Raw genomic sequence first — 23,156 nt, forward strand, 5'->3', positions numbered from 1 at the left:
GATTTTTCGTGAGTAGTTGTGTATCTTTAAAGATCAACATATACTATAGGCATGGCTCTATATAGCAGTTATAAGGGTGTTTTTGAATTATTTTTGCGTTTATTTTGGTTCAAGATCATTATGGTTTTAGGTGTTTAAAAGCTGAGGTGCAACGTGAATTTATGGGATGATATTAGTGGATTCATTGCTATTCATGCCAAATGACATACGACATTGATATTTATGCAAGCTTACTGCATTGAATTATGATTGATTATCGGAGTGTGTAATGGCTATTTAATTGCGGGGATGAAACTTATTTGATTCTTAAGTGGGCTTTTGCAGGTATCTATTTGATCGCATTGGTGGTTTTGCAATTATAACCGTCGACAATGTGGCTTATGAGGATTTCACAATTTGTGAAATATGCGATTGAATAACAATTTCTTAAAAGAGACAAGTGATGCCTAATGTATATGCAGTATTCTCTAAATTTGTCTTTATTGTCTTATGTGTTATCTTGTGGAGATATATACGTAGTGAGGCAAAGCGTTTCTTTAGTTGGATAGTAAATACGCTGAGAGGGTAAAGGTAACGATGTTTCCATAGTGCATATAGTATGTCGAGATGTGCAGAGATATATTATTAGAAATCTAATCAGGGGAGGTGTGGTATTTCTATTTTCAAGGAATAAAAGTTTTGGTAAAGTGCGATATTCTCTTTTGGAATAAGCTTCTGCTTGCGATATGTTTCTCTCCTAACTCTATATACAGACTATATCCCTCAGCTCTTATCGTTGCAGTGTTTTGCGAATTCCATGGATGGTTTGAAGAGTGTTTTTGCAAATTTGATGGGTATATAAGTCAAAAAACTTTGGAGATTAATCATTGTCTGATTCGGAGTTTCTTTCACAGTGTTTGACGGTTTTTGGTGTAGGTATTTTTTGCCTTTGGTATGTTTAGTTAAGACAATAAGATTGTCTTTTCTTGTATTTGATGGAGGTTTATATGGATTTGCCGTATAAAAAAGCGGGTTTTTCTGATGGAATTTTGATTAAAACCGCCCTCATATCTGTATATGATAAATCTGGTATTCTTGAATTGGCTTGCGAATTGAATTCGCGGGGCATCAAGATAATATCCACAGGGGGAACTTGTCAATTACTAAAAAAAGAACATATTCCTGTTGTAAATATTTCGGAAATTACGAAATTTCCCGAAATAATGGGCGGTCGAGTCAAGACTTTGCATCCAAAGATATATGGATCCCTTCTAGGAGTACAAAGTGATCCTGAGCATGTGATGGCTATGCGTGAGCATGAATTGGAGCCGATTGATCTTGTTGTGGTCAACTTATATCCTTTCGAAGAGGTTTTTCGTAGGGGTGATGATTATCAAGCAATCATAGAAAACATTGATATTGGAGGTCCGTCCATGATTAGGGCGGCAGCTAAAAATCATGCTTATGTAACTGTATTGACCAATCCGGAAGATTATTCACAATGTCTTTCTGAAATGGATTCGCATGATGGCAAAACACTCCTTGAATTCCGCAAAAAAATGGCAGGTCAAGCTTTTTCTATGACTGCAGCGTATGATAAGATGATTTGTGACTGGTTTACGAATACTTCTAAGGAAGATTTCCCTGAACAATTAAATATCAAGGGCACAATACAACAAAAGATGCGCTATGGGGAGAATCCTCATCAAAGGGCTGCGCTTTATGTTTCCGAAGAAAGTCGGGCTGGTGTAACCAATGCAACATTGCTTCAAGGTAAACAACTTTCATATAACAATATTGCTGATCTTGATGCTGCTTACGAACTCGTTGCAGAGTTCCATCCTGATGATTGCGCTGCTTGCGTTATCGTAAAACACGCCAACCCATGTGGTGTAGCAATTGCTAAGACACCCGTTGAAGCGTATCGTCGCGCGTTGGCATGTGATCCTGTTTCTGCATTTGGGGGTGTTGTTGCATTTAATAAAGCTTTAGATCAAGCAACGGCTCGTGAGGTTATAAAAAATTTTACTGAAGCTGTTATAGCTCCAGGAATTTCTAAAGAATCAGAAATTGTCATTTCTGAGAAGCCGAACATGCGCTTTTTAAAAGCATCTGGATTGCCGGATCCTCTTTTCCCAGGTGTATCACTTAAAACGGTTGCGGGTGGTCTTCTCTTGCAGACGCGTGATAATGTTATGGTAGATAGTCAAGAATTCAAAATAATGACTAAGAGGCATCCAAGCCCACAAGAGTTGGAAGATATGAAATTTTCCCTCAAGATAGTGAAACATGTAAAATCAAATGCCATTGTTTATGGAAGGGAAGGTCGTACTATCGGCATTGGTGCAGGTCAGATGAGCAGGGTCGATTCCGCTTGTTTTGCTATTAAAAAGGCTGAAGAAATAGCTATGAGATTGGGTGTTGAAAGTCCGATGCGCGGGTCAGTTGTGGCTTCAGAGGCCTTTTATCCTTTCCCTGATGGAGTTTTGGTGGCAATCAAGGCGGGAGTAACTGCTATCATTCAACCAGGAGGATCTATACGTGACTCCGAAGTGATCTCGGTAGCAGATCAGCATAATATTGCGATGATTTTCACAGGGATAAGGCATTTTCGTCATTGATGAGCGATACAATAAATTCTTACTCATTATCGCCCGTCAATAACAATCAGGCTCCATCTGATGTCATAAACAATTCTGTTTATCAACAAGTAGCAGAAATAATCAGCATCGTAGTATCAATAGCCATGCGATGGCGCGACGGATGATGCCGTATCGTTTTTAATTATGTAATGTTAAAAAGAGCTTGTAGATAAGGCTTGTGCCGCTATTAAAAATCGTGTGGAGGGGGTAAATTAGCGATGGCTCCCAACAGGAGCGGGAAAAACAATTATGTTCTCTTATGTCTATTTTTGAATCAATGATACATCTAAAAATTTGCTCATAGGATAGATTTAAAGATTAGCTAGGAAAGACAGCACTGTTTTCTACGATTTATATCTTGGGGGGTTATATTACCGCAACTTTTTTAAGGTTAACCGAAAGGCTATTATCGGCGAAAGAAATTGTAAGAGGAAGAATGCAATTTTCCCTTCGTTCTTATCTCAATAGGATTGCAGATGAATTCATTTTTCTCAGGATCCAATACCCATAGTTCCCCAGATCTGATGTCAAACCAAGCACCGTGAAGATGTAATAAATTTTGCTTTTCTAATAGATGGACACAAGGGAATTCTCGTAGATTCTTAAGGGAATGGAGAATCGAAGTTTTTTCTAGAAGAGCCTGTTTTTCTGATGCGCTTTTTGCAGTAATTTTTTGGGAAAGAGGACGTATAACATCCATCCATTTTCCGATATAATCTCCAGGAGAAAGGGGTTGATCAATAGGATTCAAAATGGCTTGAATTCCTCCGCAACGAGCGTGACCCATGATGACTATATGTCTTATATTGAGACCTAGAATTGCAAATTCAACTGCAGAAGAAATCGCGTGGTGTTGACCATTAGTTTCATAAGGTGGCACGATATTTGCAACATTACGTACAACGAAGAGCTCTCCTGGTGTGGCGTTGAAGACTATTTCGGGAGCAACACGCGAATCACAGCAGGCAATAACCATTATTTCAGGTTTTTGCTGATCAGCAAGAGCCTGAAATCGCTCTTTGTCGTAGTAATCTCTTATAAATTGACGGTGACGTTCAAGTAAAGTTTCCGGAAATTGAGTCATGCGTATACTTTTTGTGTTTTTAGCAAAGAGGTCAAGATGAATATTGTATTATCTTTCGGAAGAATAATATATATATATCATATGCTTATGACAAAGAAAAGAAATAGAGAAAGGAATTTCTCCTTTGATTATAGATATGTTCTTTGTAATAAAGTGTTTGTAAGGAGAGTATTGATTCTTGATTGATGGGATAAAACAGTCTAAAGCATTAAAAGTTAATGTTTTTTCAGGATTTCTTATCTACAAATTATTAAAAATCAGGTTTTTAATTTTTTAAATTATACACCTTTGTTGATAAAAATAAGAAAGATTTTTTGGGGATAATCACGGTGATTGCAAGAGGCTTAAAACGAGATAATATTATTGAGAAAACTGATGCTGAACTAGCTATTTTGGGTCGATCGGCGCTAAGTGTTTCTGCATTATTTGGTAGAGCGAGTCTTGATGATCTTGAGAAGTATACGCCGTCGATGCTAGCGCTGCTTTCTATTGCTACATACGATATTTTTTCGAGCTGGGATCACTCTGGTGATTACATAGATATAAGAGAAATAGAGGGTATCACACCAGCTGGAATTCCTGTTAGCATTGTAACTGTTATTTCGGATAATGTTCCTTTCCTATACCAATCCATTATAGGTGAGATTGCTGCGTGTTGTCGTGGCATGATATTGGCCATTCATCCAATTTTTACAAAAGAAAAAGATTGCGATCCGCTATTATACTCTTCTGATAATGCTGATGATTCGCAACGACAGATCTGTTTGATACAGGTTCATATTCCAAAAATTTCGCCAATGGAATCGGAAGCTCTTAAGAAGGGATTGGATTTCGTCATTGGGCAGGTAAAATTAGTCTCAAAAGATTCGGAGGCGATGTTATCCCGTTTAGATGATATACAAAATTCTCTTGTTCTGTTGAATGGTATTTGTACCCAAGGAGCGGTCAGGGAAGGATTGACTTTTCTCAATTGGTTGAAAGACGGAAATTTTAAGTTTCTTGGAATGCGCTATTATTCTCTTGTACGGGAGAAAAAAAAAATAAAGTTGGAGCGTGGTGATACAACAGGATTAGGTGTTTTAAGAAATCCTGATGTTTTAGTCTTGCGATTCTATCAAGAGACAACGCTTGTTACACCGGAAATTCGCAATTTTCTAGAAGGTCCGGATTTTTTGATTGTTACCAAATCTAATGTTAAGTCTGTTGTCTATCATCGTACATATATGGACTATATAGGCATTAAATGTTTTGACGATAAGGGACGATTAGTTGGTGAGTTGCGAGTTATTGGGTTTTTTACCCATTTGGCATATTCGCAGAGCGCTTCTAAAATTCCGTTATTGCGTGCAAAGATTGCCAAAGTAAAAGATTTTTTTAATTTTGATCCGAATAGCCATTCGGGTCGAATGTTACAAAACACGTTAGAATTTTATCCACGAGACGATCTTTTTCAAATAGATACCAAGCTCTTAGCGTCTTTTTGTGAGCAAATAAGTGAGATTCTGGAAAAACCACGTACACGGGTTCTTCCTCGCATTGATCGTTTTAATCGATTTGTTTCAGTGCTTGTTTATGTATTGCGCGAAGATTATGGTCCCACTATTCGTGAAAAAATCGGAAATTATCTTTCTGAAGTTTATGCGGGTCACGTATCAGCTTTTTACCCTAGTTTCCTTGAAGAAGGATTGATGAGGGTGCACTTTGTCATAGGTCGTTCGGGTGGTGAGACTCCGCGTCCATCTCAGGAAACCCTTGAGGAGGGAATTCTTTCTATAGTTGCACGTTGGGAAGAAAAGTTTTACAGACATGCTGGAGAAAAGGCTCCGTGTCTCGTATACTCTCAAACTTTTAAAGACGTTTTTTCTCCCGAACAGGCTGCAGAAGATCTGAATTATCTTACTGATTGTATTGATGGAAAAGAGAAACTTTTCGTAAAATTTTTAAGCAAAGAAGATGGGGATATCCAGCTCAAGATTTTGCACGCAGATGGTCCTTTTTCTTTATCGAAGCGTGTGCCGCTTCTTGAAAATTTGGGTTTCACGGTCATTAGTGAAGATACATTTGAGATTAAAGCGCGTAAAGAGGATGGAGAACATCTTGTCGTCTTGTATCAGATGGAGTTAAAGCTGGCGAATAATATTGTACAGTTTAATCTTGAAAATCGAAGCAGTGATCTCGTAGAGGCTTTCAAGTATATTTTTCAATCTAGAGTAGATAACGATTCATTCAATAATTTAATTATGCTCACGGATTTGCGGGTATATGAAATAAACGTCCTGCGTGCATATGCTCGGTATTTGCGACAAACAGCAGTAACGTGGTCACAAGATTTTATTGCTCAGATTTTGAGCAAAAATCCTTCCATTAGTCGAGTGCTTTTCATGCTTTTCAAAGACCGCTTTGATCCCAAGCTGTCAGTAAGGGTTCGGGAAAATCGTACCAAGAACAATCTTCAGGAAATTGAAGCATCTCTGTTGAAAGTTCCTAGTCTAGATGATGATACTGTGTTGCGTTGTTACGTTGATTTGATCATGGCAACGTTACGGACAAATTATTTTCAGGATCGCCAGCATGATGTTGCGCTCGCATTTAAATTCGATTCGAGCAAGATTCACAGTCAAGATACAACAAAACTACATCGAGAAGTTTTTGTATATGGTGTTGAGGTTGAAGGTATACATTTGCGCTTTGGTAAAATAGCACGTGGTGGTTTGCGTTGGTCTGATAGAGCGGAGGATTATCGTACTGAAGTTTTGGGATTGGTAAAAGCACAAAAAGTTAAGAATGCTGTCATAGTTCCTGTTGGTGCCAAGGGAGGATTTTATCCTAGAAGATTGCCATCTGAGGCTAAACGAGAAGAAATCTTTCATATCGGACGTGAGGCGTATAAAGCCTATATTCGCGCATTGTTATCAATAACTGATAATTTTGAAGGACAAGAAATTATTCATCCTGTGAATACTGTTTGTTTGGATGGAAGTGATCCGTATTTTGTTGTTGCAGCAGATAAGGGCACAGCGACTTTCTCGGATACGGCAAATGCCGTAGCACAAGAAGCAAATTTTTGGTTAGGAGATGCTTTCGCTTCGGGAGGATCTATGGGTTATGACCACAAGAAAATGGCGATTACGGCGCGTGGTGCTTGGGAGGCGGTGAAAAGGCATTTTCGTGAGATGAGTATTGATATTCAGACTATGCCTTTTACTGTGGCTGGTGTTGGAGATATGTCTGGAGATGTATTTGGTAACGGGATGCTGTTATCAAAGAAAATAAAGCTTATTGCCGCTTTTGATCATCGGGATATCTTTATAGATCCGGATCCAGATCCGGATTCAGAGGAGGCTTTTAATGAACGCCAAAGGCTTTTTGATTTGCCATCTTCAAGTTGGCAGGATTTTGATCGAAAAATTCTTTCTAAAGGCGGAATGATTATTTCACGACGCGAGAAGTCAGTTCAGTTAACTCCGGAAGCAGCTTCTGTCATAGGTCTTTCAAAGAAGGCAGTCACTCCTTTTGAGATTGTTTCGGCAATTTTGACATCTCCAGTAGATCTCTTATGGTTTGGAGGAATTGGCACTTATATTGGTGCACCTAAAGAAAGCGATTCAGATATAGGGGATCGGGCGAATAATCGAGTTCGTGTAACCGCTGATAAAGTAAGAGCGAAGGTTATTGGGGAGGGGGCTAATCTTGGAGTTACCCAGAGAGCTCGTGTTGTTTATGCATTAAATGGTGGTCGTATTAATTCTGATGCTATTGATAATTCAGGTGGAGTGAATTGTTCTGATCTAGAAGTTAATATTAAGATAGCATTGGCTTCCGCCATACGTGAAGGAAGACTCACTGTAGATAATAGAAATAAGCTATTAATATCAATGACTTACGAAGTGATAGAACTCGTTCTCCGCAATAACTATCTGCAGTCGTTAGCTATTTCCTTGGAAAGTCGCAAGGGTATGGCGATGATGTGGAATTTCGCACAACTTATGAAAGTTCTAGAAAAAGAAGGTTCTCTCAATAGAGAAGTAGAGTGTTTACCAGATATTATATCCTTTGAGGAGCGTTGTCGTTCTGAGGAATCCCTTACTCATCCAGAAATAGGCATTCTTCTTTCTTATGCTAAGCTCACATTATCGGAACAATTAATAAAGGGGGATCTGATAGATGATCCATGGTTTACTGCCCTATTATTGAATTATTTCCCGAAAAAACTCAGAAAATTATATCCTGAGGATGTTATGAATCATCAATTGCGCAGGGAGATAATTTCTACAGTTTTAGCTAATGAAATCATCAATCGAGGGGGGGCTTGTTTCGTTGTAAGATTAGCTAAGGAAACAGGTGCTTCGATAGAGAATGTTATTCGTTCTGCAGTGATTGCATATGCTGGTTATGAATTGGGATATCTTTGGAAAGAAGTAGATGAACTTGATAATAAGATCAGTGGGGAAATTCAGAATAGGATATATGAAGAAATTAGATTGGTTTTAATAAATATTACACGTCTTCTGATAAAAAATGGGGCATTTCTCGGTGATGTCAGTGCTGCGGTGAAACGTCTTCTAATGGCGTTTCATAAGTTAAATAGACTTCTTCAGGATAAGATACCGGAGGAATGGTCAGAACGGTTTAATAATCAAGTTATGACTTTGATTCAAAACGGGTTCCCGGAGGATCTTGCGAACAAGATTATTCGTATGCAGCTTTTGATGATAGTTCCAGATTTAATTGATATCTCAGAAACATGTAATACCAGCTTGCTAAGAGTTTTAGATATGTGGTCAGCTATATCGGAAGGATTGGGAGTTGATAGACTGCTTTCTGTAGCTAAAAATGTCGTTGTAGAAGATCACTATGAGAATCTAGCATTGTCGGCTGGTTTAGATTGGATGTATTCTGCACGACGTGAAATGATTGCTAAGGCAATTACTGCTGGGAATTCTGTTGCTAAGATTATGAAAAACGAAGAATTACAGAGGGTTCAGAGTCAGGTATCAGATATTCTTTCTGTGGAAGAAGTAACTGTTGCACATATAACGGTGGCAACACATCTCTTATCAGGTTTTCTCTTGAATATTTAATTTATCGCATATGGGTGATAGAAATATTCTCTTGGTAAGGGTATCTGTTCTAAGTGTTTTTATATGATATTTTTCCTCCTACTCGTTTCAAATTTTTCTTATAGGTAGGTTCCATTTTTACAGAGATTTATTGGCTGCTATAGTTATATGGTGATTTATAATTTTTTCGATTATATTGGCTAAGCGATGTGATGTTTGTTAGCCTGAAAATCTATATATTGACATCGAGGGCTATATATAATATATCCGTTTAGACGGTTATCTGGGAATTTGTATAAGCTCTCTAAAAACGCTGGGCATGGCTTGGAACTTGTGCCTTATAGTTGAAGCATATACGCATTCTTTAAAAAGATCAACTTGTTAGAATATGAAGAGTTAAATGAAGATATATTCAAGACTATGCGAATGTTTCGCAATAGCGTCGAATTATGTTGTTTTAAGACTGTGGAAGGGAGTATTCTCTTTGAAATTTGTGATCGCGCGTTGTTGATATTGCGGATAGATCTTCCAATCTCTGCTTAAAATAGATCGTCTCTATGTGAGGATTTTAGGTTTTTGAGCTCAAAGGCACAAGGATTTTTTCAAAGTAAGGGAGAGTGTCTTAGTTATGATTAGCAAAGAGACTACGTTCCTGATTTATGACTATGAAACTTTTGGAAAAGATCCAGCCCTGGATCGTCCAGCACAGTTTGCTAGTATACGTGTTGATAGTCAATTTGAGAAAAGAGGGGATTCAGAAATATTTTTTTGTAAACCTCCAGATGATTATTTGCCAGATCCAGAATCGGTATGTATTACAGGTATTACTCCGCAGAAGGCGTTGCTAGATGGTTTGAAAGAATCGGAATTTTCTCAGCGGATTCAAAAGATATTTTTTAGTGAACAGGATACTTGCATTCTTGGTTACAATAATCTCCGCTTTGATGATCAGTATAGTTATAATATTTTCTATCGAAATTTTTATGATCCCTATGGTTGGAGTTGGAAGCAGGGAAACTCGCGATGGGATTTGCTCGACGTTATGCGTGCTTTCTATGCCTTTTATCCGGATGGAATCCAATGGCCACTGAATGATAATGGATTTCCTAGTTTCCGGCTGCAGGATTTAACGATCGCTAATGGTATTCAGCATGTTAATGCCCATGATGCGGAGGAAGATGTCTATGCCACGCTAGCGATGGCTAAATTAGTGCGCCAAAAGAACCCAAAACTTTTTGACTATCTATATCGCTACCGAGATAAACGTCTTCTAAGACAATTGATCAATATAGAGGATATGAAACCGCTGGTGCATATTTCGGGTATGTTCGGTGCTGCGCGAGGAAATACTGCTCTAGTTATGCCTTTGGCTTGGCATCCCACTTATTCCAATGCGGTTATTGTTTGTGACTTGAGTGGTGATATGCAGGTATTGCAGGATCTGGATAGTATTGATCTACATAAACGTTTGTATACTTGCCACGATGATCTTGGAGATGCTTCTCCTGTGCCATTAAAGTTGGTGCATCTTAATAAATGTCCGGTTTTGGCTTCTATTGACCAGCTCAGTTTTCGAAATGAAGAGCGCTTGGGAATTAATCGTCAACGATGTTTGGATAATTTAGAATTACTACGTAGACAAAGTAATCTACAGGAAAAAGTGACTGCGGTATTCGCTGAGCCCTATGTTTCTTCAAAGGATGTAGACGTGGAATCTCGGTTATACGATGGATTTTTCGAAAACGAAGATCGCATGAAGATGGACGTTGTTCTCGCTACTACTGATCCAAAAGAGTTGTCAGCTTTGGATATTAAATTTACTGATCCACGACTAGAACCATTATTTTTTCGTTATCGAGCACGTAACTTTCCTGATACATTGGACAACCAAGAGAAACAGCGTTGGTTAGAACACCGTAAAATGCGATTTACTCGGTTGTATATTGAAGAATATATGAGGAAATTGGATTCTCTCTATTTGGAGCATAAAGGGGATCAAAAGAAAACGCAGCTGATTCATGCGCTATCTGATTATCTGCAGAAAGTCGTTCCCTCGGAAATTCTTAGTAGTATAAATTTTCAGAAGAAGGATCTTTCATCATAGAATTTATTATAAAAAAATCCCCTATGATCAATATCACGTAAATCGAGATAGCAGAAAATGAGTTTTGGTTAAAAAGAATTTAAACAATTGAATCGTGATAGTATAAAATGGGTTGTTTTTATGATAATTGGTATTTACACTCTGTTTTGGAAGTTTAAGCTATCATGGAGGATGGTTTTATATGAAATTTCTTGATGATAGGTGGAGGGTGATCAACACTTTGAAGTCTCGTGAGCAGATATAAATGTTTAATGATTGCTCAAATGGAACAAAGTACTTGATTATTTTTGTCAATAAACATATTCCCATTAATTGGAGAGGTGGCCGAGTGGTCGAAGGCGCGCCCCTGCTAAGGGCGTATGTGGGAAACCGCATCGAGGGTTCGAATCCCTTCCTCTCCGCCATTTCTTGAATTCAAACATTTTTAATGTATTCTTGCAAGTTTTGGTGTTTTTTGCGTCATTGGATCGATACAACTATAAGTTTTCTCTGCAGGAGTTTTCCTTTGGCTGAGGGCTTAGCGTCATCAGAAATGATTCCCTTAATATTGATATTTGAATTGTTTTTGATGCGTTCGTCGATAGAATAAGCGGGGGTAGAATCGTCATTGTAATTACTATTAGCCTTGGTTTAGGAATATGTACCAAGAACATATTTTTCCGGATAGGGATCTTTATTTGATATCATCTATGGCTGATGGACTGCCTGATGAATGCAGATTTCACGGATTAGGAACAGCAGGTGTAATTATAGCGCCTAAATGCTGGTGCTAGTCCTCTTCCATGCACTTATGGTGATTACTGGGGGTAGGTGGTCTAAAATGGCTATATCTGAACTATACGTGCGTGAATTTAAGTCTAAAAAGCTAGCAGATACAACTGCTAAAATGACAGTAGATAGTATGTAAAAGGTAAGATTGAATGTTTCCAAACCTATTGAAAATATAGGATTGATATTTGGTTGCGTTTTGAGTTAAGTAATTGATATTTATTTTTTTAAAGCTTATTATCAAGTAATCTTGGTATTTGATTTGGTCAATGCTTATGATCTTTGAGACATAATGCGGAAAAAGGTTTTGTCCATCTTTTGGGAATCAATCCTGCGTCTGCGATGTATTCTATCATCCTTTAATGAGTTTGAAGAAAATGAAAACAATCTTACCAAAGCGTGATTTCCAGAATTACAATAGCGTTTATCTTGATCTTTATGATAAGTTGCGCAAGCACAAAGAATGCAGATAAAGAAAAAATCAGCGATGATATCGTTTTTGAAATTGAGCTCGTAAAGAAGGTCACATCACATGCGGTATTGATCATATACTGAAGATTTTAAAATCGACAGATAAAGACAGATGGACTAAAGCCTCCAAGATTATAAATTCTGATTCAAGCCTATGCAGCAAGGCTGAGCTACTTGAAAATTTTCACAATGCCATAACTTCCGCTACTGATGTTGACAGAGAGATATCGGATTGGTTTTCGTAAAAACGAAGAATTTTTAGGTATTGTGTTTAATAGGGAATCATTTCCCTTTGAAAATCAGAAAGACGTGATAGCGTATCCAGCGCTATTGGATGTTGCTTCAATACAAGAATAGCTAATTTATCGTTAAAAAGAGATATTTCTCATGATTTCATCAGGGATATCAAGATTATAATACACGCTTTGAACGTCATCATCTTCTTCGAGATTATCAATCATTTTTATAATGGATACGGCTGTTTCTTCGTTTGATATTCGCATAAGGCTTTTGGGTTTCCAGATAGCTTTTATACTCTTTCCTTCTCCCAAGTCTTCTTCCAATTTTTTAGAAGTTTTACCTATGTTTTCGAAATCACAATAGAAGATATATTCTTTATTTTCGGAAATGACCTCATTCGCATCGGCATTAATAGCAGCCTCCATAGCTTTATCTATGTCTCCGATTGTTGAAGGATAAATAATTTCTCCAAGTTGATCGAAGAAAAAAGAAACAGATCCTGTTTCACCAAGAGAGCTATTAGCTTTGGTAAAGATAGATCGCACACTGGAAGCAGTACGGTTGCGATTATCAGTTAAAGCTTCAATGATGATGGCAATGCCACCTGGACCATAACCCTCATATCGCATGTTAATGAAATTTTCCATATCGGTGCTAGCTGCTTTTTTGATCGCGCGCTCAATATTTTCCTTGGGCATTGATTGAGCCTTGGCATTTTGGATAGCCAGTCGAAGACGTGGATTTTCTAGTGGATCTTGTCCAGATGTTTTAGCCGCCACAGTTATTTCTCGAGATAATTTAGAGAATATCTTTGAGCGCAAGGCATCTTGGCGTCCTTTGCGATGCATAATGTTTTTGAATTGAGAGTGCCCAGCCACTAACATCCTCCCTCTTTGGTGTTTAAGCTTAATCTTTTATGATGCAAATACGATGCAAAAAGCAATCTTGCGATGAAAAGAGACTATTTCGTGCAAGAATATTGTTTTATAAAATTCATCTCCAAAAATCTGGAATAGACTCATGAAGGCGATCACCGATACGTAAAGGAGCGATCTTTTCAGTCAATCCAGTAATATCGGAAATTTCGGCACAGACACCGCAAAGTGTTGCAGGGCCTTCCGCAACAATGAAACGATTGCGTGGAATTTGTAAGACGAAACGATTCAAAGGTTCTTCCTTATCTAATCCAATGGATGAATTATAATCGCCACACATTCCAACATCAGATATATAGCCCGTGCCACCGTCAAGAATCTGAGAATCAGCAGTGGGAATATGAGTATGAGTGCCTGCCACGAGACTAGCACGGCTGTCAACAAAATGTGCAAAACATTGTTTTTCACTCGTGGTTTCAGCGTGAAAATCGAAGATTATAACATCTGCCTGTTCTTTTAAAGGGCATGATTTCAATATATCTTCTGATGTTTTAAACGGATCGTCTAATATAGGATTCATAAAAACGCGTCCCATAATATTTGCGACAAGAACGAGTGCGCCATTCTTAGCGTGATAAAGTCCAGAACCATGTCCAGGAGTTCCAGAGGGATAATTTGCAGGTCGCAGGAATCTATCATAACGTTGAGAAAAAACAAGAGCTTCTCGTCTGTCCCATACATGATTTCCTGTAGTTATAACGTCAATTCCAGCTTCCATCATTTCAAGAAATATTTTTTCGGTAATTCCAAAGCCGCTTGCACTATTCTCTCCATTGGCGATCACAAAATCAAGCTTAAAATCTTGAATGAGGTATTGCAACTTATCGTATACGATTGATCGTCCTGCTTTACCAACTATATCACCAAGGAATAAAAGTCTCATGTGTTTCCTACTATACTCTTACTAAATTGTTTAAACCTGCTTTCGGTGAGGATCGCATGCAGGCGAATATCGGTAGAATCAGCCATAATATATGAGGTTTCCTGAAGATCAAATGCAATTCCCACAAGATAAGGATCTTTTCCCTGAAGTCGGGCACGAGCCATAGCGGTATCGTAATATCCGCGACCATATCCTATACGATTTCCATAAGAATCAAAAGCAATAAGTGGTACAAATATGAGTTCTGGATCAACCATTGGAGAATTTGGTGGTGGTCCCAAAATTCCAAAATCGGTTTTTACAAGCATGTCTTCGGTATTGTATTGGCGAAAAACAAGGATACCTTTTTCAATGGTAGGAAGGCAGAATAAAAATCCTTTTTCTTTTATTTTGTGCGTGAGAAGACGCACGTTTGCTTCGGAATGAATAGGATAAAAAGTTGCTATTTTCATGCCAAGTTTAAAAGGAATACTTTTTTCTCCGCGGATTGCCAAGGCGGCACTTTTTGTATGATGCTGTTCGGGAGAGAGAAGATTACGCAACAAGAGCTTTCTTTTACGTATCGCGGCTTTATGTTCTTTCGGAGTCATTAAAAATCCTTGTAGTTTTATAAATAATTATTTTTAAAGGAACAATCATATTCTACCACTCAGGATAGTTCAAAGATGCATCGGTGAGAATCAATTCTGGTAGGGCTTTTCGGTATATAAAAAAATCCTTTATGGTTTTTCTTTATTGCTGCTTAATATTTTTAAAAACAGGAATAAGCGAGAATACAAATAACAAAATTATTGCTTCCAATAAGAAGGTTTTTCAGAATCTGTTCTGAGGCGATAAGCAGATAATAAAAAGTTTTTTTATGAATAATTTTTGCTTTCGATGCGTGTGGATAAACTGCGTATACGTGTTGCAAAATCTTGCAATATTAGAATGATTTCTTTGTCTTGCTGAGAATAAGAAAGCATTTTTTTGTTGAAATTACTGCTTAGATTGCTGAGTTCTTCTTGCGTTTTTTTGAGATTACAAGACAGATGAGCCATCTCATCCATGAGCGTGACACCTGCCATTACTGTTAAGCGCAAATCCCCGATGTCACCGAATTGTTGACGTAGACGATCGACGTAACTACCAAAGCGTTCTGCCAAGTGGATGAGTTGTTCCTCTTGTCCGTCTTTGCAAGCCATTTTGTATTTTTTGCCGTTAATTTCTACTGTTATTTGAGGCATATTTTTCACTTCTTAGCGGTCTAGGACAGCGCGAATTGTTTCCATGGTAGTCACCAGTCGTCGAGATACTTCGCGATTGACTTCTTCAAGGCGGTTGGCGCGCAATTCAGATTGTTGAAGAGCTTTTGTTGCGCGAAGGTAATCGGCGTGGATTTTTTGTTTTTCTTCTTTCATTTGTCTAGGACAATCTTCATTTCCGGAGTGTACGTCAACTATCCTCTCTAAAAGGCTGATGGCTTTCTCTATTTTATCCAATTCTTGATGCATATCTTCTCTCATTAATATCGCCTTTAATTGACGTCAGACATTGATTTTTTATCCAGGAATTTTTTTGTAAAGATGCTTTTCTAATAACAAATACAAGATTTTTCTGAAATTAATCGAGGGACGCTTCTTGAGCAAATCATTTTATTGGTCTATAGAGGGTTATCCATCTGCTTCACAGCATAAGCTAAAAGGACGATCTGTTGCAAGTGAGAGGCTTTCTAGATCGTTTTGTCCTGAGTATTGAGTGTCGTTCTGAATTGTAGGGGGGTGTTTGGTGTTTATGTCTTTCAGAAACTTTTTTCGAGGCTATTTGGGGGACAGTTATTCTTTTGACAGGAGAAGGAAGCGTCTATGATTCATGGCGACACACACAAAAGAATGGCAAATGCCATAAGATTCTTGTCAATTGATGCCATAGAAAAAGCAAACTCTGGACATCCAGGATTACCTATGGGGATGGCTGACGTTGTTACCGTTCTTTTTACGCAATTCATGATTTTTGATCCTCAAGAACCAGTATGGCCAGATCGTGATCGGTTTGTTTTGTCGGCGGGACACGGTTCTATGTTGTATTACTCGTTACTTTATTTATTAGGGTATCGGGATATAACGATTGAGGACATAAAAAATTTTCGGCAGATCGGTTCTAAAACAGCTGGACATCCTGAGTGTGGGCATCTCTCAGGGATTGAGACAACAACTGGCCCTCTCGGTCAAGGAATCGCAAATGCTGTTGGTATGGCTATTGCTGAGCGTAAATTGCGAGATGAATTTGGTTGTGACCTAATAAATCATCATACGTATGCATTGGTCGGAGATGGTTGTTTGATGGAAGGTATCAGTCAAGAGGCGATTGCTTTAGCAGGACATCTGGGATTAAGCAAATTGATCGTTCTTTTTGATGATAATGGTATTTCGATTGATGGATCCGTTTCTTTGGCGGATTCCACTGATCAACATTCTCGATTTCGTGCTTCTGGATGGAATACTCTTTCTGTAAATGGGCACGATCCGTGTGCTATTGCATCTGCTTTACAAGGGGCTCGATCCTCTGATAAGCCTACACTGATTGCTTGTAAAACGGTTATTGGTTTTGGATCTCCGCATAAAGCAGGAACGAGCAAGGTCCATGGTTCTGCTTTGGGAAAAGAGGAGGTGGATGCTACTCGTCAGGCTTTGGGATGGGATGCAAAGCCTTTCCATATCCCAGAAGATATAATGGAATCTTGGCGTTTAGCTGGCTTACGTTCCTCTAAAAAAAGAGAAGATTGGCAGAAGATTTTTTCTTCAGTAGAGCTGAACGTTCGAGAGGAATTTATGCGTCGGTTTTCAGGTCAATTGCCGGATAATTTTTGTGAAGCTATCAGGCAATGTAAGACAAAACTTTCGCGGTCTAGATCGGAAGTTGCCACTCGGAAATCTTCTGAAATGGTTCTGGAGGTTTTAAACGAATGTCTTCCAGAGACAATTGGAGGATCTGCAGATCTTACAGGTTCTAATGGCACGAAAACCAGTCAGATGAAATCTATTACGGCAAGTGATTTTTCGGGGCGTTATGTGCATTATGGTATACGTGAACATGCCATGGCCGCTGCGATGAATGGAATTGCTTTGCATGGGGGATTAATCCCGTATTCGGGGACTTTTCTTGTTTTTTCTGATTATAGTCGACCGTCTATTCGATTAGCGTCTTTGATGGGTATAAGGGTTGTTCATGTCCTTACACATGATTCTATAGGTTTGGGGGAAGACGGTCCTACTCATCAGCCTGTTGAGCATATGGCGGCATTGAGAGCAATCCCTAATCTTTTGGTATTCAGACCAGCAGATTCCATAGAAACTTTGGAATGTTGGCAGGGAGCTCTTCAAGAAAAGAACCGTCCATCTGTGATATCATTATCTAGACAGAATCTGCCTTTTCTGCGAGTGCAATGCGAAGAAAATAATTTTTGTTGTTTAGGTGCTTATAATTTTATTTCTGAATCTGATTCGCAAGTGACGATTTTCGCTTCTGGTTCTGAATTGAAGGTAGCTGTAGATGCATGTAAGATTTTAACTTCTAGAGGTATTTCTACCCGTGTAGTATCAGTTCCTTGTTTTGAGCTCTTTTTTGAACAGCCAGATTCATATCGCAAAGAAATCATAGGTTCATCTCCGATTAAGATTGCTATTGAAGCGGGAGTGCGTCAAGCATGGGATGCTTTTATAGGATCTGAAGGGGAGTTTATTGGTATGAGAGGTTTTGGAAAGTCAGGGTCTTGTGAGAGTCTCTACCGGCATTTTGGCATAGATTCTGATGCGGTAGTAGCAGCGGTTGAGAGAAAATTATCTGCGTGATGTTTGGAAGTTTTATGTGCATTTTTGGTCTTTTCTAGATTGCATGGAGAAAAGAAAGTATGGCTATCAAGGTTGCTATAAATGGTTTTGGTCGCATTGGGAGGTGTATTCTTCGTGCTTTGGTTGAGTCGGCGCGGGATGATATTAGGATTGTTGCCATTAATGGACTCAGTTCAGTAGAGACAAGTGCCCATTTGATTCGCTACGACTCTATACATGGGAGATTTTCAGGAGAAGTCAAAGTTCTTGGAGATACAATAGATGTTGGTTTTGGACCGATAAAATTGACAAACATTCGTGATCCGCGAAAATTGCTTTGGGATAATATTGATGTTGTTATGGAATGTACCGGTGCTTTTACTACCAGAGAGAAAGCTTCTTTCCATCTCTCTAATGGTTCTAAACGTGTTTTGGTTTCTGCTCCATGTGAGAAAGCAGATAAGACTATTGTTTATGGGATTAATCATACATCTTTAAATAAAAATGATTTGGTCATCTCAAACGCGTCTTGTACAACTAATTGCTTGGCGCCAGTGGTTTATGTTTTTAACAAAATTTTTGGCATTGAAAAAGGTTATATGACAACTGTGCACTCCTATACGGGCGATCAACCTATCTTGGATGCATCTCATAGTAATCTTTATCGTTCTCGTGCAGCAGCCATATCGATGATCCCTACATCTACTGGCGCGACTAAAGCAGTAGAATTGGTTTTGCCAGAGCTTAAGGGTAAATTAGATGGTTCATCCGTTCGAGTCCCGACACCCAATGTCTCAATGGTGGACTTAAAATTTTTAGCAAGTCGTAGCGTTAATGTAAAAGAGATCAATGAGGCTATTAAGGTTTTTTCCGAGGGGGAATTGATGAATATTCTGGGATATGTCACGGATCCTTTAGTATCCATAGATTTTAATCATAATCCCTATTCATCTGTATTTGCATTTGATCAGACAAAAGTCGTTTCTGGGAATTTTGTACGCGTTCTTTCTTGGTATGATAATGAGTGGGGTTTTTCTAATCGTATGTTAGATACCGCAGTAGCTATAGGGAAATTTCTTTAGATTCCTATGGTGTTTTTATGAAAAATTTTTCTTCTAGCTTGCAAAACAGTGGTTATGGTTTTTAATGGATTATATGTCTTCCCTTCATGTTATCTGAGAGTTTTTAGTAGAAAGGTTGGAGTGTGAGTCGTCTTAGAACCATGGATGATCTTCCTGATATTGCGGGTTGTCGTGTTCTGGTACGCGTTGATTGGAATGTCCCTTTTATGGGAGGTATTGTTTCAGATGCCACTCGCATTGAGCGTTCGGCCTCTACAATCCTTGAGCTTGTAGAAAGAGGGGCAAAAATTGTGCTCCTTTCTCATATGGGGCGTCCTCAGAAGCAACGAGATGGGAAGTCATCTTTGCGTCAGGTGGTGCCTGTTGCAGAGGATATTTTTAAAAAGAAAATTATCTTCGTAGAAGATTGTATTGGTTCTTTGCTATCCCAATCGATATCGGATTTATCAGATGGGGGTATTATTCTTGCTGAAAATATTCGTTTTTATCCAGGAGAAGAGGATAATGATCCAGATTTTGTAACAATGTTAGCAAAAAACGGAGATTATTATGTGAATGATGCTTTTTCCGTTTCGCATAGAGCTCATGCTTCTGTGGAAGGATTAGCTAGTATATTGCCTTCTTGTGCAGGTCGTTCTATGCAAAAAGAGCTCAATATGTTAGAACGTTGCTTCAGTTTACGATATGGTCCGATAGTTGCTATCTCTGGAGGATCTAAGGTTTCAACAAAGATTGAACTACTCATTAGCTTGGCGAAGAGAGTTGACACATTGGTAATTTGTGGCGGTATGGCCAATAGTTTTTTAGCATCAGATGGAATGGATATGGGAAGATCCTTATACCAGAGTGATTCATTTGAGAGTATTCGCCGAGTAACATTTGTAGCCCAGGAAGTTGGCTGTGAGCTTATTCTGCCGCAGGATGTTGTTGTGGCTAAACAGCTTAAAAAAGGGGTTAAAACTGAAACTGTTTCTGTGAGATCTATTCCTGAAGATTCTATTGCATTGGACATTGGACACAAGACGGTAGAACATATCAAAAAATCTATTTTGAATGCAAAAACGTTGATATGGAATGGTCCGCTTGGTGCATTTGAAGTAGAGCCTTTCGATCGGGCAACAACAGAGATAGCACGCTTTATAGCAGATCTTACGAGAAAAGGAGATATTATTTCTGTTGCCGGTGGAGGGGATACATTGGCAGCCCTTTCTCGCGCGGGAGTCTCTGATGCTTTCACCTATATTTCTACGGCAGGTGGAGCGTTTTTTGAATGGCTAGAGGGGAAAATATTGCCTGGAATTTCTGCCTTGACTTCCAGAGATAGAAATTGACGTCTTTGAGGTAGGGATTTGAGACTATCCTGAGACGATATGGTGTTGCGAATTTTTCTATGAATTAGTTTTGGTAGAGAAGATTTTCTTCTTGAATTTGGGGGTTTGTATTGGGGTGAGAGGAAATGATTGAAAAAATACAAAGTATTGTAGAGAAGATGCTGATGCCAGAAAAGGGAATCCTTGCAGCTGATGAGTCCAGTCCGACTCTAACGAAGCGTTTTGATGCGATTCAATTGGATTCTACAGAGGAGACGCGACGTGATTATCGGGAGATGTTGTTCCGCTCTAAGGAGGCTATGAAATATATTTCTAGTATTCTTCTGCATGAAGAGACTCTTTATCAGGCTGCTAATGATGGCGCATCTCTTGTGGATCTTATTTCCTCTTCTGGTGTTTTAGTAGGGATTAAAGTTGATCGTGGAGTACAGCCTTTCCCTTTGTATCCTGGAGAAGGTGTTGTGATAGGTTTGGATGATCTAGATATTAGATTAGGGCGATATAAAGAGGTTGGAGCGCGAATTGCTAAATGGCGTGCTGTTCTATCAGTTTCTGATATCTTGCCCAGTGCTTCTGTCGTTCGGACGAATATGCATATATTGGCTCGTTATGCTGCTCTTTGTCAGAAGGCAGGTTTTGTGCCAATAGTTGAACCTGAAGTTCTTATGGATGGAAATCATACGATTGAACGTTGTGCGGAAGTCACAGAATTTGTTTTGCGTATATTATTTGATGAATTGGCGAGTATGAGAGTTTGTTTGGAAGGTTTGGTTTTGAAATCAAACATGGTTCTTCCAGGGAAGAGCGCTTGCAGAGTTTCGGATGAGGAAATAGCAGAGAAGACTATACAAACGCTGAAGCGTGTGGTTCCTTCCGCTGTACAGGGAATAGCATTTCTTTCTGGAGGACAATCTGAGATGGAGGCTACAGCACGTCTTTCGGCAATGAATGGGATGCAAGTCTCTCCTTGGAAGTTAACCTTTTCTTATGGCCGTGCATTGCAGGAATCCGTATTGCGTGAATGGAATGGGAAAAAAGAAAATATGATTTCTGCTCAACGTATATTATCTCATCGTGCTCGGATGAATGGTTTGGCGACTATGGGATGTTGGGAGAAGAAATTGGAAGAGGAGGACGGAAAATAGGTTTGATTATGCAATGATAGTTTTTATTTGTGCAAAAATGTTTTTTCTTTCGGATAGAGATGTTTGATTTTACTTTAAGAGGATATAGTCAAGGGATGCAGATTCATTTTTTATGATTTGTGTCGATTTTATGGATTTGGTGAATTTAAAATAGGGATTAATCTATGTCTGGTCATGGGACGGGTTCGATTAGTTTTATGGGGAGGATGGTATCCTCCATTCGTTTAAAGGTTCTTTATGCAGATGGTATGGATCTTGTGGAAGAAACCTCTTCTTATTTTGATAGGGAGGGGCGTTCATTGTCCAAAGAATTGCCTCGTATCGCATCGGCTTTATATGTGTCTGAATCGGTTCATTTAACAACGCGGTTGATGCAGATGGTATCTTGGCTGTTATTGCAGCGTGCTTTGGAAAACGGAGAGATGTCTTTTGAGCAAGTTATTACAGAGAGGAAGAAGATACGGTTTGATTCTTCCGATTTAAACCGTACTCCCGCTCCTGGTTGGGATGATATTCCTTGCTTCTTTCAAAATCTCGTAGAGAGTTCTTTGCGTCTTCAGCGACGTATAATGTTGTTAGATAAAGAAATTTATGCAGGGCAGGTAGAAGGCTCTTCACACAGGCCAAATAATGTTCGAGCACAAATTGATTTATTGAAAACTTGTTTTGGAAACGTATAAATCTAGAAAATTTCGTTTTATTTTTATTTTGTAGATAAGTTATAGTAGAAAGAAAATAGTGTTTTTGTAAATATTGCGATCTTGGGATCGTGTTTTTTTTATTAGCTCTTTCCCTCTTTTTAAGATCAGAGAGAAATGAAAAGTAATCTTCTCCTATTTCTCTTCGGATGACGGGATTCTCCCTCGCATGCGTCTATTCTTGGAGTTAATTTTTTAATATAGGCATAGATTAGCCACGGCGTAGCAACGTTGAATTATCCGTAGCACAACAATTCTGGATTACCTATGGTGCAGAAGCTTTGAGATGAATTCAAAGCATATGATATGCCACGGTGATATTCCTCCTAATGATTCTAGTTATTGATTGGGGGATCAAAGATTTTGGAGGTAGAGAAAAAGGTCACTTTGAATCCATTAATTGATTTATAAAACAAGCGATATCCAGTGATTTGGTAGGCTGTTGAGGGTTGTGGGATTTATGATATTTCTATTTTGATAGGATATGTCGTTCATCTTGTAGGATGGGGATTTTTCTGTATTCAGATTAAAATTGATTCGATTTTTATTTTCCATTTTGCAGAAATTTTTCTCTATTATCAGAATTTTAAGTATTCTTTAAAGGCGTAAGTTGAATCTTTTATCAGTATTGTTATAGAGTTGTGGTTTATCCTTATTTTCGAGATTCTTTTTATTTGTGAAATTTTATGAAATTCTTAATTTCTTTTGAATTTGATAGTAGAATTTCCTTTAAATTTTGGTCAAAAAAATTTTACCATTACTTTGCATTTAGTCAATCCTCCATTAAATTATTCAAGATTTTTTTCATAGAGGGATTATAAGATTATTCTTATGATTTGTTGGAATGTACATTAGTATGCTGAGGAAATCTTCGTTATTCATCCAAAAGGGGTAAAATAGAGATCTTATTTCAAGAAATACATAC

General features: G+C 38.5%; 16 protein-coding genes and 1 tRNA gene. 11 read left to right on the forward strand and 6 right to left on the reverse strand.

The genetic code is table 11. From position 1 onward, the window contains the following. Positions 1–986 precede the first annotated feature (986 nt). Together purH and H0G72_RS00590 are read left to right on the forward strand one after the other, a co-directional pair. Positions 987–2,600 (forward strand): bifunctional phosphoribosylaminoimidazolecarboxamide formyltransferase/IMP cyclohydrolase, encoded by a 1,614-nt coding sequence (gene purH, locus H0G72_RS00585; protein ID WP_182016574.1) that lies wholly within the window; start codon positions 987–989, stop codon positions 2,598–2,600. Then, positions 2,600–2,746, forward strand: a complete 147-nt coding sequence (locus H0G72_RS00590; protein WP_182016576.1) for a hypothetical protein — start codon at positions 2,600–2,602, stop codon at positions 2,744–2,746. The genes purH and H0G72_RS00590 overlap by 1 nt, the downstream gene beginning before the upstream one ends. 281 nt (positions 2,747–3,027) lie before the next feature. On the opposite strand, the gene H0G72_RS00595 is transcribed toward H0G72_RS00590, so the two are convergent. Next, positions 3,028–3,705 carry a carbonic anhydrase gene (locus H0G72_RS00595; protein WP_182016578.1) on the reverse strand — a complete coding sequence of 226 codons (678 nt, stop codon included), beginning with the start codon at positions 3,703–3,705 and terminating at the stop codon, positions 3,028–3,030. 329 nt (positions 3,706–4,034) lie between these two features. Here H0G72_RS00595 and H0G72_RS00600 point away from each other — a divergent pair, with 329 nt between their 5' ends. From H0G72_RS00600 to H0G72_RS06450, 4 genes are all read left to right on the forward strand, one after another. After that, entirely contained in the window at positions 4,035–8,786 is a 4,752-nt protein-coding gene (locus H0G72_RS00600) for an NAD-glutamate dehydrogenase (RefSeq protein ID WP_182016580.1), read from the forward strand. Between the two features lie 607 nt (positions 8,787–9,393). Next, entirely contained in the window at positions 9,394–10,869 is a 1,476-nt protein-coding gene (sbcB, locus tag H0G72_RS00605; protein WP_182016582.1) for an exodeoxyribonuclease I, read from the forward strand. Between the two features lie 314 nt (positions 10,870–11,183). Next, positions 11,184–11,273: transfer RNA gene (locus H0G72_RS00610), tRNA-Ser, on the forward strand. A gap of 741 nt (positions 11,274–12,014) precedes the next feature. Next, positions 12,015–12,110: a type I restriction endonuclease subunit R, EcoR124 family gene (locus H0G72_RS06450; RefSeq protein WP_476384425.1), complete on the forward strand. Its 96-nt coding sequence runs from the start codon at positions 12,015–12,017 to the stop codon at positions 12,108–12,110. 366 nt (positions 12,111–12,476) lie between these two features. Here H0G72_RS06450 and H0G72_RS00615 read toward each other — a convergent pair whose 3' ends face one another. The 5 genes from H0G72_RS00615 to H0G72_RS00635 all read right to left on the reverse strand — a co-directional run bounded on the left by H0G72_RS00615 (position 12,477) and on the right by H0G72_RS00635 (position 15,671). Continuing rightward, positions 12,477–13,226 carry a YebC/PmpR family DNA-binding transcriptional regulator gene (locus H0G72_RS00615; protein WP_182016620.1) on the reverse strand — a complete coding sequence of 250 codons (750 nt, stop codon included), beginning with the start codon at positions 13,224–13,226 and terminating at the stop codon, positions 12,477–12,479. A gap of 115 nt (positions 13,227–13,341) precedes the next feature. Continuing rightward, a complete protein-coding gene (locus H0G72_RS00620) occupies positions 13,342–14,166 on the reverse strand; it encodes a TIGR00282 family metallophosphoesterase (protein ID WP_182016584.1) in 825 nt (274 codons plus the stop codon). Further along, entirely contained in the window at positions 14,163–14,756 is a 594-nt protein-coding gene (locus H0G72_RS00625; RefSeq protein ID WP_182016586.1) for a 5-formyltetrahydrofolate cyclo-ligase, read from the reverse strand. The genes H0G72_RS00620 and H0G72_RS00625 overlap by 4 nt, the downstream gene beginning before the upstream one ends. Before the next feature lie 267 nt (positions 14,757–15,023). Further along, positions 15,024–15,392 carry a cell division protein ZapA gene (locus H0G72_RS00630; protein ID WP_182016588.1) on the reverse strand — a complete coding sequence of 123 codons (369 nt, stop codon included), beginning with the start codon at positions 15,390–15,392 and terminating at the stop codon, positions 15,024–15,026. Between the two features lie 12 nt (positions 15,393–15,404). After that, positions 15,405–15,671, reverse strand: a complete 267-nt coding sequence (locus tag H0G72_RS00635; RefSeq protein ID WP_182016590.1) for a DUF4164 family protein — start codon at positions 15,669–15,671, stop codon at positions 15,405–15,407. A 339-nt stretch (positions 15,672–16,010) separates the two neighbouring features. On the opposite strand from H0G72_RS00635, the gene tkt reads away from it, so the two are divergent. The 5 genes from tkt (at position 16,011) to H0G72_RS00660 (ending at position 22,213) form a co-directional block, all read left to right on the forward strand. Further along, the gene (gene tkt / locus H0G72_RS00640; protein WP_182016592.1) at positions 16,011–17,996 is read left to right on the forward strand and encodes a transketolase; all 1,986 of its coding nucleotides are present in this window, start codon (positions 16,011–16,013) and stop codon (positions 17,994–17,996) included. A gap of 59 nt (positions 17,997–18,055) precedes the next feature. Further along, positions 18,056–19,057 carry a type I glyceraldehyde-3-phosphate dehydrogenase gene (gap, locus tag H0G72_RS00645; protein WP_182016594.1) on the forward strand — a complete coding sequence of 334 codons (1,002 nt, stop codon included), beginning with the start codon at positions 18,056–18,058 and terminating at the stop codon, positions 19,055–19,057. 122 nt (positions 19,058–19,179) lie between these two features. Next, positions 19,180–20,388, forward strand: coding sequence for a phosphoglycerate kinase (locus H0G72_RS00650; RefSeq protein WP_310649466.1), 1,209 nt, complete (start codon positions 19,180–19,182; stop codon positions 20,386–20,388). A gap of 125 nt (positions 20,389–20,513) precedes the next feature. Further along, on the forward strand, positions 20,514–21,533 hold the full coding sequence (locus tag H0G72_RS00655; RefSeq protein ID WP_182016596.1) for a class I fructose-bisphosphate aldolase: 1,020 nt from the start codon (positions 20,514–20,516) through the stop codon (positions 21,531–21,533). Between the two features lie 164 nt (positions 21,534–21,697). Continuing rightward, positions 21,698–22,213, forward strand: coding sequence for a DUF1465 family protein (locus H0G72_RS00660; protein ID WP_182016598.1), 516 nt, complete (start codon positions 21,698–21,700; stop codon positions 22,211–22,213). Positions 22,214–23,156: the final 943 nt, after the last annotated feature.

The sequence above is a fragment of the Candidatus Liberibacter sp. genome, from assembly GCF_014048425.1.
In the GTDB taxonomy this organism is placed as follows: domain Bacteria; phylum Pseudomonadota; class Alphaproteobacteria; order Rhizobiales; family Rhizobiaceae; genus Liberibacter.

Excerpts from the sequence above, each read along its gene's own strand:
- H0G72_RS00620 (WP_182016584.1), bottom strand. The coding sequence starts at position 14,166 with ATGAGACTTTTATTCCTTGGTGATATAGTTGGTAAAGCAGGACGATCA.
- purH (WP_182016574.1), top strand. The coding sequence starts at position 987 with ATGGATTTGCCGTATAAAAAAGCGGGTTTTTCTGATGGAATTTTGATT.
- H0G72_RS00590 (WP_182016576.1), top strand. The coding sequence starts at position 2,600 with ATGAGCGATACAATAAATTCTTACTCATTATCGCCCGTCAATAACAAT.
- H0G72_RS06450 (WP_476384425.1), top strand. The coding sequence starts at position 12,015 with ATGAAAACAATCTTACCAAAGCGTGATTTCCAGAATTACAATAGCGTT.
- tkt (WP_182016592.1), top strand. The coding sequence starts at position 16,011 with ATGATTCATGGCGACACACACAAAAGAATGGCAAATGCCATAAGATTC.
- H0G72_RS00655 (WP_182016596.1), top strand. The coding sequence starts at position 20,514 with ATGATTGAAAAAATACAAAGTATTGTAGAGAAGATGCTGATGCCAGAA.
- H0G72_RS00660 (WP_182016598.1), top strand. The coding sequence starts at position 21,698 with ATGTCTGGTCATGGGACGGGTTCGATTAGTTTTATGGGGAGGATGGTA.
- sbcB (WP_182016582.1), top strand. The coding sequence starts at position 9,394 with ATGATTAGCAAAGAGACTACGTTCCTGATTTATGACTATGAAACTTTT.
- H0G72_RS00595 (WP_182016578.1), bottom strand. The coding sequence starts at position 3,705 with ATGACTCAATTTCCGGAAACTTTACTTGAACGTCACCGTCAATTTATA.
- H0G72_RS00635 (WP_182016590.1), bottom strand. The coding sequence starts at position 15,671 with ATGAGAGAAGATATGCATCAAGAATTGGATAAAATAGAGAAAGCCATC.
- H0G72_RS00625 (WP_182016586.1), bottom strand. The coding sequence starts at position 14,756 with ATGACTCCGAAAGAACATAAAGCCGCGATACGTAAAAGAAAGCTCTTG.
- H0G72_RS00630 (WP_182016588.1), bottom strand. The coding sequence starts at position 15,392 with ATGCCTCAAATAACAGTAGAAATTAACGGCAAAAAATACAAAATGGCT.
- gap (WP_182016594.1), top strand. The coding sequence starts at position 18,056 with ATGGCTATCAAGGTTGCTATAAATGGTTTTGGTCGCATTGGGAGGTGT.